This is a genomic window from Oscillibacter sp., from assembly GCF_032060045.1.
In the GTDB taxonomy this organism is placed as follows: Bacteria; Bacillota; Clostridia; order Oscillospirales; family Oscillospiraceae; genus Oscillibacter.
Genome location: NZ_DAMBZJ010000017.1, coordinates 1 through 11,793 on the forward strand (window position 1 = coordinate 1; position 11,793 = coordinate 11,793).

10 protein-coding genes and 1 riboswitch are annotated in these 11,793 nt (G+C 48.7%); all 10 genes read left to right on the forward strand.

Features of this window, described 5'->3' with window-relative positions; translation table 11 throughout:
* Nucleotides 1–166: 166 nt before the first annotated feature.
* The 10 genes from RT018_RS08410 (at nucleotide 167) to RT018_RS08455 (ending at nucleotide 11,667) form a co-directional block, all read left to right on the forward strand.
* A complete protein-coding gene (locus RT018_RS08410; RefSeq protein ID WP_312940979.1) occupies nucleotides 167–2,386 on the forward strand; it encodes a peptidyl-prolyl cis-trans isomerase in 2,220 nt (739 codons plus the stop codon).
* A complete protein-coding gene (locus RT018_RS08415; protein WP_312940982.1) occupies nucleotides 2,383–3,291 on the forward strand; it encodes a DUF1385 domain-containing protein in 909 nt (302 codons plus the stop codon). Before RT018_RS08410 ends, RT018_RS08415 begins: the two co-directional genes overlap by 4 nt.
* Before the next feature lie 12 nt (nucleotides 3,292–3,303).
* Nucleotides 3,304–4,827: an FtsH protease activity modulator HflK gene (gene hflK / locus RT018_RS08420; protein WP_312940984.1), complete on the forward strand. Its 1,524-nt coding sequence runs from the start codon at nucleotides 3,304–3,306 to the stop codon at nucleotides 4,825–4,827.
* Between the two features lie 36 nt (nucleotides 4,828–4,863).
* Nucleotides 4,864–5,760 (forward strand): protease modulator HflC, encoded by an 897-nt coding sequence (hflC, locus tag RT018_RS08425; RefSeq protein WP_312940986.1) that lies wholly within the window; start codon nucleotides 4,864–4,866, stop codon nucleotides 5,758–5,760.
* Nucleotides 5,761–5,769: 9 nt separating this feature from the next.
* A complete protein-coding gene (gene hflK / locus RT018_RS08430; RefSeq protein WP_312940988.1) occupies nucleotides 5,770–6,897 on the forward strand; it encodes an FtsH protease activity modulator HflK in 1,128 nt (375 codons plus the stop codon).
* A gap of 86 nt (nucleotides 6,898–6,983) precedes the next feature.
* A riboswitch (cyclic di-GMP riboswitch) is annotated at nucleotides 6,984–7,073 on the forward strand.
* Nucleotides 7,074–7,491: 418 nt separating this feature from the next.
* Nucleotides 7,492–7,911 (forward strand): sigma-70 family RNA polymerase sigma factor, encoded by a 420-nt coding sequence (locus RT018_RS08435; RefSeq protein WP_312940990.1) that lies wholly within the window; start codon nucleotides 7,492–7,494, stop codon nucleotides 7,909–7,911.
* A gap of 652 nt (nucleotides 7,912–8,563) precedes the next feature.
* A complete protein-coding gene (locus RT018_RS08440; protein ID WP_312940992.1) occupies nucleotides 8,564–8,950 on the forward strand; it encodes a type II toxin-antitoxin system PemK/MazF family toxin in 387 nt (128 codons plus the stop codon).
* Nucleotides 8,947–9,105, forward strand: coding sequence for a hypothetical protein (locus RT018_RS08445; protein ID WP_312940994.1), 159 nt, complete (start codon nucleotides 8,947–8,949; stop codon nucleotides 9,103–9,105). Before RT018_RS08440 ends, RT018_RS08445 begins: the two co-directional genes overlap by 4 nt.
* A 92-nt stretch (nucleotides 9,106–9,197) precedes the next feature.
* Nucleotides 9,198–10,778 carry a recombinase family protein gene (locus RT018_RS08450; protein WP_312940997.1) on the forward strand — a complete coding sequence of 527 codons (1,581 nt, stop codon included), beginning with the start codon at nucleotides 9,198–9,200 and terminating at the stop codon, nucleotides 10,776–10,778.
* 1 nt (nucleotide 10,779) lies between these two features.
* Nucleotides 10,780–11,667: a recombinase family protein gene (locus RT018_RS08455; RefSeq protein WP_312940998.1), complete on the forward strand. Its 888-nt coding sequence runs from the start codon at nucleotides 10,780–10,782 to the stop codon at nucleotides 11,665–11,667.
* Nucleotides 11,668–11,793 lie beyond the last annotated feature (126 nt).

The following is an 11,793-nucleotide window of genomic DNA, read 5'->3' on the forward strand; positions in this document are numbered from 1 at the left end:
CAGGGTGCTAACCTTTTCGGGGACCTTTTGCTAACATTTTTACTTGACGAACACAGCAACGCTAATTGTGGCGTTGCCCCTGATGCTATTTTTGCCTTTAATCATACAATCCCCACAACTTTTTTCTATAATGCTCATGAAAAACTATGATTGGGGGGAGATTTGTATGAGTGAAGACAATAAGGATAAAGTTAATACCTCCGATATAGGTGAACCGCAGGAGGTGGAAACAGATCAGGATTCCACCAATGGCGGCTCATTTGTTGCGGATATTCTTGGCGCGTTAGGAATTGGAAATCAAGGTTCGAGTAAGTGCGTTCCAGCTGATGAAAAAAAAGTAGTCCAGCCGTCCTTGCCTGCCTCACTGCCACAGCCTGAGGAGGAAGAAAAACAAACGGAACGAGAGCAGGATTCATCTCTGAAGGAAACAGATCTTGCAGGAGCACTTTTCGATACGGAAATGATCAAAACAGCTCCACTCAGGCGAGCAGTTTTCCGCAAATGGCTACTTCTTCCGATGCTTGTTGTCTTTGTTGCTGGTGCTTTTTTCTTTCTGCGGAATCGGGAGCCGACGCCTCCAGCTCCGAATGTGGTGGCGACCTACAATGGCAGAAACATTACGACAGATGAGCTGAAAGCCTTTATCACGCAAGAAGATATGAAGGAAATGGATCACATGATCTGCCCAACACACGGATATGACCATTCGCAGTGTGATCCCACAGAGGAATGCGAGTCTCACCCCATTGATTCGTTGGAGGGATATCAACAGATGACAGCACGTTTGGCAATGGAACAAATGGTGATGGACTGGGCAGAAGAAAATGGAATGCTTCAGCGCGAGGATGTACGCCATACCATGTCTGACTTGCTCAACGATGCAACCGTATCGCAATATGCAACGCAGCTTTATGATGAGAACGTCTCGGCTGACAGTATTTCGAGTTGGGAGGTTCAGCAATACTATAACGATAATCAAACGGCTTATGCAGGGAAAACGCTCTCAGATGTGGAAGACGAAATTCGCCAGACGCTTGCCTCCCAAAAGGATGAAAGCTTTTTTCCTCAGTACATTGAGGAACTTAAAAAAACCGCAGGCTTGCAGGTGAACTTTGATATTCTCAAGGTTACAGAACCGACAGAGCAGGATATTTCCTCGTATTATCAGCAAAATCAGGACGCCTATACCGTATCGGAAACCGCAACCTATTCTGAAATCCGGATCACAGGCAACGATGCTGCATCCCGCGCCACAGATGCAATCCGAAAAATCCGCTCCGGCGAAAGCTTCGATTCCGTCGCCTCCTCTTTCGCGGAAGGTGGCAAGGCATCCGAGCAGACCATTACAAAAGAAGATGCCTCCACCAGCGGGAAGCAAGCACTTTTTTCTATGAAGGTCGGCTACATCAGTGACCCAATTGATAACGGCGACGAATCACAAAGTATTTTGCAGCTAAAGTCTAAAAAAAGCGCTGGAATTCAGCCGCTCTCAGCGGTGAAAACGGAGATTCGCTCAACGTTGCTGGAGGAGAGAACCACACAAGAGTATGAGCAGCGAAAGACGGAAACCCTGTTTTCCATTCACAGCCGCCGCTATACGCTGGGAGACTTCTACACGGAATTTTTAGAGCTGTCGGAAGCAAACCAACTAAATTATGCGTCCTTCGAAAAAAAGCAGCAGTTGGTGGAGCAGATTATCGCACAGGAGCTTCTTCTGGAAGAGAGCGGTGACGCTGCAAGTAACGAAAGTTCTCATGATATGGAGGAACTAAAAATTCAGTATCTTTCCCAGATGATTCACCAGGAAGAAGTGGATGATAAGCTGGTTGAGACAACGGACGAAGAAGCGCAGCAGTATTACGATGAGAATCTGGAGTCCATGGTATCACCAGCGACAATACAGCTGAATTTAATTTGGATATCTCAAGGCGATAATGCGGAGAAAAAGGCGCTGGCAAAGACCAAGGCGGATGAAGCACTTGCCGCATTGAAGAATGGAACAGAGTTTTCCGTTGTCGCCAGACAGTACTCCGAAGACACTTCTGCGGAAAATGGAGGAGAGATCCAGGGAGAATTTCACGAAGGAGATCTTGACCCAAGTATGAGTAAGGCAATTTCCTCACTTGCTGTAGGTGAATATAGCGAAATCGTAGAATTTACGAGTGGCTATTACATTATGCAGATTCGGGAACGAACGGAAAAGCGTCAGTTAGCCTTTGAGGAAGTTTCCGAAAACATTAAAGCTCATTTGCAAGAGCAACAACACGCGCAATTGGAATCTGATATGGAGCAAACATTGCTGGATCAATTCGGCTTTACCGTCTATGATAAGACTCTGCGCCAACTCATGAAGGAAGCTGTGTCGGGAAATGAGGTGTCATCATGAAGCAAGAAAAATTTCAAAGGCTTGGGACTGTAGGCGGTCAGGCTGTTCTGGATGGTGTCATGATGAAAACAGCCGGACGTTATGCGGTGTCGGTACGCCTTCCAGATGGCACGATTCACACAAAGGCATTTCCGTTTCATTCCATAGCGGAGCGCTGCCGTCTGCTGGCACTGCCTCTTGTACGAGGGTGCGTAAACTTTTTTCAAATGTTGGCGTTGGGGCAAACCGCTTTGGCACTGTCCGCTGAGGCTGTGGCAGCGCCGGAAGAAAGGAAGTCAACGTCCAAAACGGGCGACTTTCTGATCTCTGCCGGAACATGGGTATTCGCCGTAGCACTCAGTGTGGGGCTATTTATGTTTCTTCCAGCTGTACTAATCAAGATGACACAGCAATGGATTTTACTGGAGGCTGTTTGGAGCAAAAATATTGCAGAAGGTCTGATCCGCTGTGTCATACTGCTTGGTTACCTCTGGCTGGTGTCCCTTGTACCAGATATGCGCCGCACCTTTGAATACCATGGAGCTGAGCATAAAACGGTGGCCTGTTATGAGGCGGGAGAACCCCTGACACCGAAAAACGCAAAAAAGTATACCCGTTTTCACCCAAGGTGCGGAACCAGCTTCTTATTTGTAATGATCCTAATTGGCATTTTATTTTACTCTCTTCCGTTTTTCACATGGGACAGTGTATTCGAGCGAGTGTTAACAAAGCTGATTTTTTTTCCGGTCATTGCCGGTATTGGGTATGAGATTATCCGATTTTCGGGTCGTAACCCTGAAAATAAGCTGATGCATATTCTCACAATACCTGGATTGTGGCTGCAGCGTATCACTACCCGGGAGCCGTCTGAGCAACAGCTTGCCGTTGCCATTGAAGCTGCTCTTGGCGCGCTATCAACCATTTGAAGGAGGCCCAACATGGGACGAAAAGAACGAACCATATTTATTACTATCATTGCAAATATTATTTTGATTATTCTGCGTTTCTTCCTGGCAAACCTCTCCGGCAGTATCGGCTTGGCGGCAAACGCATGGCATTCCTTTACTGATGTTTTTGTATCAAGCGTTGTGTTTAGCGGACTGATGATTGCCAAACACGCCGGATACCGTTTGAAGATTGCGACAAAGAAAGCGGAACATATCCTCGCCATTTTCGTGTCCGTATTCATCTTCTACATGGGACTTGAAATTCTTTCAGATGCACTCAGCGGAGAAAAAACAGAGCTGCGCTATGTTCCCTTTGTGGCGGCTGGGGCGTTTTTGGGAGTGGCAATCAACTACTTTATGGCCCGATACAAGATCTATGTAGGGCAGCAAACCAACTCCCAGAGTCTGATTGCGGATGGCTATCACTCCAAAATGGACATGTATTGCTCCATAGCTGTCCTTGTAGGCTTGTTGGGTTCCCTCTTTGGAATGCCCAGCCTTGACAAGCTTGCAGCAATTGTTGCAATGGTTCTGCTGATGATCTCAGGGTATGAAATATTGACTTCCAACCTGCGAATGCTGCTTCACCCGGATGAGGATACCGCTGGCGGCGAGCATGTGCATCATAACCATGGCCACGGTGGAAAGAAGTTAGCAATCAGTACGGGGGCACTTCTGCTTGGTGCGTATCTGCTATCCGGTGTGTATATCGTTCAATGGGACGAAAGTGGCGTCGTACAACGATTTGGTAATGTGGTTAACGCCTCTGTTCAGCCTGGAATCCATTATCGTCTGCCAGCGCCTTTCGAAAGCGTAATGCTGGTAAATGCCGAAAACGTTGAAAAGATAGAGACAGGAACGCAAGAACTGCTGACAGGAGACACCAATCTGGTCAACATCAATCTGTCCGTCCACTATAAGATTAAAAACAGTGCAGATTATATTCTCAACGTCAGCGATTCGGATACTTTGATTCAATCCAGTGCGGTCACAAGCATCCGCCGGATCGTAGGTGAGCGTAAGATCGATGATATTCTTACGGAGGGTAAATCCAGCATTGAGGCTGATGCAAAGCAGGACCTGCAAAACGCCATGGATATCAACGGAACCGGCATTGAGATCGTCAGTGTTCAGCTAGTTGAGGCTGCACCTCCACAGGCTGTGCTTGCAAGCTTTCAAGATCTGGCATCTGCAAGGCAGGATCAAAGTATCTATATAAACGAAGCGCTGGCGTATCAAAACACGATCATTCCGCAGGCAAACGCGGACGCATATCAGCAGGTGGCCGAAGCAGAAAGCTATAAACAGGAAAAGATATCGACCGCCCAGGGCGATGCCACACTTTTTGCACAACGTCAGGAAGCCTATTCGACTTCAAAGCGTGTAACAGAGTTTAGGCTTTATATGGAAGCGATGGACGAAATTCTTCCAAATGTTCAAAAAATCTTACTTGGAGGCAATGTAAACATCAATAATGCCGATCTTTGGATTTCAGGCAAAAAAGCGGCAGAGTAATCAAATATTATTTTTATAATAACGGAGGAATGTCGTATGACAAAGGAAAAACAAACAGTTAGACCAAAAATATTACTTGGTATGGGTGCAACTTTGCTTCTGCTGCTCCTGACACTTGTCGTATATCAAGTTGATACGACCGAGTTTGCGATTGTAACACAGTTTGGCAATCCCATCCGTGTGGTGGAATCACCTGGCCTGCGGGTGAAGTTACCTGATCCTATTCAGTCCGTTCAACGATTGGATAAACGCGTTCAGGTATATCAAACAACCTCGATTGAACTTCTAACCTTAGATAAAAAAAGCGTCTCTCTGGATTATTACGGGACGTGGAAAATTACTGATCCCGTGGCTTTTCTTAAAACGGTAAAGGATAAGATCGGCGCAGAATCCCGGCTGCTGGATGTCTTCTCCTCCAGTCTGGGCGTACAGCTTGGTAAATATAACCTTGATCAACTCGTCAATACCAATCAGGAACAACTCAAGCTGGACACCATTTTAAACGACACCACGGTGTATGCCAAGGAGCGCGCTGCCGAATATGGAATTGAGGTCGTCGACGCGCAGATCCGGGTGCTCAACTTTCCAGAAGCCAACAAGCAGAGCGTGTATGACCGTATGAGTGCTGAACGTGAGCAGATGGCGCAAAAGTATCGCTCGGAGGGTAGCGAGGAAGCTGCCAAGATTCGTGCGGATGCTGAAAAGGAGCAGCAGGTAATTCTAGCCGAAGCCTATGCTCAGGCGCAGCAGATCAAGGGTGAAGGCGACGCGGAAGCAATCCGAATTTACGGAGAAGCGTTCCAGAAGGACCCTGCATTTTACGAGTTCATCCGTACCCTTGAAACTTATGAGAAAACAATTGACGGCAATACGACACTAATTCTGCCGTCCACGGCAGAGATCTTAAAATATTTGAGCGGTTCGCAGAACTGAGGTGGAAAAATGTCTGATCCTACGAAAAAGCCCGGTGATAATAAGAAAAATATTTTTAAGTCCTTCAAAGAAAAAACAGCACAGATCAAGGGGAAGCTAGCCATGGTTCTTAGCGGGAAAGCCCCTTCCGATAAAAGGAATAGCGTATTAACTGATCTGAAAAACGCCTTTCACCATATTAATCCAAAGAAAGCGGTGTGGTCGGTGATTGGAGCAACATTAGCAATCTACTTGCTGACGGGACTGTATGTGGTCAACCCCGGTGAGCAGGCGGTTATTCGGCGATTCGGTACTCCACAAGTACAGCCAGTAAGTGAGGGTCTCCATTACCGTCTGCCGTATCCCATAGACACCGTTGAAAAAGTGAATGTTTCGGAAGTGCGGCGCGCAGATATTGGTATGACTCTTCCGGATCACCTTCATCAGGATGATGATGCGCCACAGGCAATCCAACTGTTGACTGGAGATGAAAATATAATTACCTCTCAGGCAATCGTCCATTATAAGGTCAGCGACGCGGCCAAATTTCTCTACAACGTAAACGGAAACAGTGAGCAGCTTGTGCGTTACAGCGTCGAAGCAGCACTGGTTCAGGCTATGGCCAGCACACCGGTGGACGATATCCTCAGCACGGAGAAGGTAGCAGCGCAAAATGCGGTGATGCAACTGGCACAGGGGGCACTTGACCGTTATGATGCGGGTATTCAGATTACAGCTTTCAACATTCAGGAAATTGTTCCACCCGACGCGGTGTCCTCCTCCTTCCTTGATGTAACAACAGCGAAAGAAGATAAGGAGACATCCATCAACGAGGCAAACGGTTATGCCAACAGCCTGATTCCACAGGCACGTGCTGACGCTAACAAAACAGTTTCCGACGCAGAAGCATACAAGGCCGAACAAATCTCACGGGCAACCGGCGATACGGAAAAATTCCTTAGTATGCTGGCTGAGTATCAGAAAAACTCGGCAATCTATACCGCAGACACCACCAAATATCGTCTGTTGCTGGAAACGCTAGAAAAAATTCTGCCAAATGTAAAAATGTATATAGTTGATTCGGCAGATGGCAGAGTAAATGTCAAGCTATTCGACGAAAGCCTTTCCGGCAACACTTCTGTTGGTGTCGGTGATTAGTTTGCCAGATTAAATACTTACGCTTGCACATAATTTAGGTAATAAATATTAGGACATAGCCTAATGGCAAAAATTTGAAACAACAGAATAAGCAAGGGCAAACCCGGTGAAAGCCGGTGGCGCAAAGTTATAGGGTCTAAGGCGTTGTTTGACGCTATGATAGCCTGGCTGCCAAAAACCGCGCAGGGCTTGCCCTCTCTAAACAGAGGGCAAGCCTTTGCTCTTTCTTACGGCTTTTGACGGATCATTTGGATATCGGGATACCGGCTTTCGCCCACCGCGGAAGAAAGAGGTATCTCTATGAGTAGCAACCGTTACCTTCCCGCATGGAGGTGTAGTTAAAGACGGCGCAGTTCGTCTATGTCACCCTCTACATATACAATTTCATAAATCAACTTTAAAAAAGTCAGTAGTTTGCCATAGGCAGCCTACTGGCTTTTTTTATTCGACAAAAATCTATTCACAACGACTGGATTTTACAGAGTTTTACAGTCTGTTTTTATATATAGCGGCTATCGTTCCTCACTGCCGCTCTCCTCCGCTTCTGACATTTTGACTCACCATCAAAATTTCAGAAAACGGAGGACAAGCCATATGGCAGAGAAAAAAGAATATCGAATCAAAGTGCAGGGTCAACTTGTGCCGGTCAGCGAAGAAGTCTATGTTACCTATCACCGCATGAAGCGCCGTGAAAGCTATCTGGAGGAAAGAGATACGGCAAACGGCGTTTTTTATTACAGTGCCATGGATACGGCGGAAACTACAGGCGAGGATGGGATTCCGGACCTTGTCTCTCCCCGTGTGGAGGATGTGGTCGTGGACAAGCTCATAGCGGAGAAGCTCCACCGATGCCTTGCACAGCTTTCTAAGGAGGAACAGGCTTTAATCTTTGCCCTGTACTTTCAAGGAAAATCTCAGTCGGAATTGGAGCGGGAAACCGGTATTAAGCAACAAACTATCAGCTACCGTGAACGACAGATTCGGCTGAAGCTCAAAAAAATGATAGAAAAGTAAAAATATTTTTTTGTAGACCCCCTCACGAAATCGGCTTAGTAGTGAGGGGGTTTTTCTATTCACCCTCACTGCTCTTTGAAAATTTCATATCCGACGACCTAAATACGTTAGCTGACGGACCCCGAAAAGGAAAAGCGACCCCGGAGGATGCGCCAAGACCACCTGTAGGCAGGCAGTAAGAAAACGAAAACACCCATTTTCTGTTCGTTTGTTTCTTTCTTTCTGCTCCTATCAAAGACGGCCAAATAAGGTGCAAAGCGGTATCCATCCGTCCGAAAAGCAGGCTGTGGCAGCCTGTTTCGCAATGACCCCGTCAGCCTATATTGATACTTCTGTCCAGTCACAGCCCCCCTTGATCGGGGGATCACGCAATGAGGGCAGCCAGCGGAGATCCCGGTGGAGGTGAGATTCCTATGATGCGGTGAAGCCAACCGCAGTTCAGGCCGTCGCCTTTTGAGCTCTTATACACCAGAGCTCTGTGTGCTTGGGGAATAGTGTTGAATTAAGCACCGTTATTACAGAAAAAAGACTTAATGTCAGAAGCAATGGGGATCGCCCTGCCTGCAGATGCTCTCACAGCACAGCAGATCATACAGGGCGGTCCCTATTTTTGTGCCATTAAGAATACCGGCATAGGAAAAGAGGTGTGTATTTGAAACAGTTCCAAAAGGTCATTTTACGAGGCGATATCTACTACGCAGATTTAAATCCAACGGTCGGCTCGGAACAGGGCGGTGTGCGGCCTCTTGTCATTCTGCAAAATAACATCGGAAACCGCCACAGTCCCACCGTGATTGCCGCTGCCATTACCGCGAAGCCGAAAAAACCGCTCCCCACCCATGCAGCCATTGGTCATGCCTGCGGCCACTTAAAGGAGTCCTTTGTGCTTCTGGAGCAGATACGCACCATCGACCGCAGCAGGCTTCGGGAATATGTTGGCAGGCTGGATACGCAAGAAATGAAAAAAATTGATGAGGCACTGGCAATCAGCGTCGGGCTTGCTCCGGCGCCTATTTTATCAGGGAGGGAAACGCCATGACAAACGCACAGATATCCGATAATCTGATGTACGCTGCCGCCCTGCAGCAGCTCACACGGCTTGCAGCCGTCAAGGGCATGACCAACAAGGAGCTTGAACAGGTTAAAAAAGACTTGGAACGCAGGCTGCGCCCCACCATTATTGCTCCCTGCTGAGTCCCGGAATTGTTTTCTGAATATTATCAACTATTCGGTAGCTATATGCCGGGAGGTGTGGTAGTGTATGTCGTTGAAAGGAGGGAAAAAAGATGTATCAACCCAATTCAACATCGGCAGAACCGCCCAAAATCACATTGATACAGGCGAGAAAGCCGCAAATTGCAAAGCTCCGTGTGGCGGCATATGCCCGTGTGAGCAGCGACTCGGAGGATCAACAGAACTCCTACATCGCGCAGGTGGATTATTACACCCGGCATATTGCCTCGCAGGAGAGCTGGGAGTTGGCGGATATTTACGCTGACGAGGGAATTTCCGGCCTTGTAGCAAGCAAGCGGGATGAATTCAACCGCATGATTCAGGACTGCCGGGACGGAAAGATTGACCGCGTCCTCGTCAAATCCATATCCCGCTTTGCGAGAAACACCAAAGAATATATCCAGTATGTGCGGGAGCTTCTTCGGCTGGGCATCTCCATCCACTTTGAGAAAGAAAACATCGACACAGGCAAGATGACGTCGGAGCAGATCGCCACCATCTACGGCGCTTTTTCACAGATGGAGTCACAGAACCACTCAAACAATATGCGGATCAGCGTCCGCATCCGCATGGAAAAGGGCGACTACCTCTCGCCGTCCGAGCCTTACGGCTACCGACTGGAGGGGCGCACCCTGATGATTATCCCCGAACAGGCCGAGGTGGTGCGCCGCATTTATGCCGCTTATCTCAGCGGTCAGGGAAAGAGTGACATCGCAGACGATCTGAACAAGGCAGACGTCCCCCGCACCAAGGGGCGAACTGTCTGGCACCCAAGCACAGTGGCATACATCCTCACCAACATCGCCTACACCGGAAATATGCTCTGGCAAAAGAGCTTCGCCACCAACGAAATCCCGTTCCGGCAGGTGCGCAACAAGGGTGAGAAGCCGAAATATTTTGTAGAGAACTGCCATGAGGCGATTATTTCCAAGGAGGACTTTCAGCGGGTGCAGGCGTTGATGGAAAGCCGACGGAGGCAGACAAACGGAACGGTTTCCTCCGCATTTCTGGCAAAGAAAATCCGCTGTGAAGGCTGCGGAACCCTGTTCCGCAGAAAAAGCGTCAATGAAAAGGTCTACTGGACTTGCCGGAGGCATGACCGTGATAAAGACCTTTGCCCCACCTCACAGATACCGGAGGAACAGATTGTCATGGCAATCCTCCGCATGTACCACAAGCTGAAACGGCATCGCGCGCAAATCCTGTCCCCGGTCTTATCTCAGCTGACCGAGCTTCGGGAAAAGGAGCTTCGCTCCAACCGCAGAATCAATGATATCGACAAAGAAATCGCCCAGCTCACCGAGCAGAATCTCGTTCTTGTTCGACTCAAGTCGAAGGGATACGTAGATTCTGCTCTTTATTTATCCCAAACCGGCGAAATTGACTTTAAGCTCCGGGAGCTGCGCCGTCAACGCCGCCGCATCATGGAGGCCAACGGTGAGGACAGCCAAATCAAAGCCACCCAAGCCATGCTGGATTATCTGGAGGACAGCCCCGAATATCTGGAGGAACTCACGGAGGAAGTGTTTGAAACGCTGGTGGAGAGCATCACCATCTCTTCGGAAACGGCGATGAGTATAAGCCTTTACAACGGGCTGATGCTGAAAGAAACCATGGAAAGGACGGTGCGGTAATATGGCATGGCAGAGAAAAATCCCCTTCGGGTACACCATGAAAAAGGGAGAGATACAATGCAGCCCCACAGAATCGGCGGCGGTCAAAGAGATTTTCAGGCTTTATGCGGACGGCATGGCCTACAGCAAAATTGCCGCTGAAATGATGCGCCAGGGGCTTCGTTACCACAGCCACACGACTGAATGGAACAAGCACATGGTTAAACGCATCCTTGAAAACGAACGCTATCTTGGGGAAAAGGAATATCCCCCCATCCTTGAGCCGGAAGCCTTTCTGCAGGCCCAGCTTGTCAGAGGAGAAAAGAATACCTATACACCCTGCCCGGACTACATCAAGCCCATCCGTGAAAAGGCGGTCTGCGGCGTGTGCGGTGGCAGGATGCTCCGCGATACCAGAGCTGGGGGAAAGCCCCGCTGGTACTGCGAAAAGGAGGGCTGTACCAACCGCCGTTACATAGAGGACGAGGACATCCGCACAGCCCTATCCGAAAGGCTGGATGTGCTGGCGCAGACCCCGAGCCTCTTAGAATGGTCCCTGCCGCAAAATACAAATGAGACGACGCTGGAGGCGGTACGCATCCAGAACGAGGTCATCCGGGAGCTGAACAAAGCGGAGCCGGGACCGGAGTACACCAAAATGCTGATACTGGCCTGTGCCGCCGAGCAATACAGCGGACTGCCTGATTCTATGCCTTATTATCAGATGCAGAGACTGAAGGAAAAAATCCTCACACAATCTATCAATGCGGAACTTCTCAGAGAGCTTTTTACAACCGCAGTACAGGAAATCCAATTTACCGCCCACGGCGGTCTCCGCTTGCAGCTCATCAACGGAAAATCCCTTGAAGCAGATGGAAAGGAGGATGCAAAGTGCCCGAAAGCGCAGTGAGAAAAGTCACGGTGATTCCCGCAGATCCCAAGCACAACCAAAAGGATATCCGCAAACAGCGCCTGCGGGTAGCGCCCTACTGCCGTGTTTCCACCAGCTCCGAGGAACAGCTCGACAGCTATCAGG

Excerpts from the sequence above, each read along its gene's own strand:
- RT018_RS08410 (WP_312940979.1), top strand. The coding sequence starts at position 167 with ATGAGTGAAGACAATAAGGATAAAGTTAATACCTCCGATATAGGTGAA.
- RT018_RS08415 (WP_312940982.1), top strand. The coding sequence starts at position 2,383 with ATGAAGCAAGAAAAATTTCAAAGGCTTGGGACTGTAGGCGGTCAGGCT.
- hflK (WP_312940984.1), top strand. The coding sequence starts at position 3,304 with ATGGGACGAAAAGAACGAACCATATTTATTACTATCATTGCAAATATT.
- hflC (WP_312940986.1), top strand. The coding sequence starts at position 4,864 with ATGACAAAGGAAAAACAAACAGTTAGACCAAAAATATTACTTGGTATG.
- hflK (WP_312940988.1), top strand. The coding sequence starts at position 5,770 with ATGTCTGATCCTACGAAAAAGCCCGGTGATAATAAGAAAAATATTTTT.
- RT018_RS08435 (WP_312940990.1), top strand. The coding sequence starts at position 7,492 with ATGGCAGAGAAAAAAGAATATCGAATCAAAGTGCAGGGTCAACTTGTG.
- RT018_RS08445 (WP_312940994.1), top strand. The coding sequence starts at position 8,947 with ATGACAAACGCACAGATATCCGATAATCTGATGTACGCTGCCGCCCTG.
- RT018_RS08450 (WP_312940997.1), top strand. The coding sequence starts at position 9,198 with ATGTATCAACCCAATTCAACATCGGCAGAACCGCCCAAAATCACATTG.
- RT018_RS08455 (WP_312940998.1), top strand. The coding sequence starts at position 10,780 with ATGGCATGGCAGAGAAAAATCCCCTTCGGGTACACCATGAAAAAGGGA.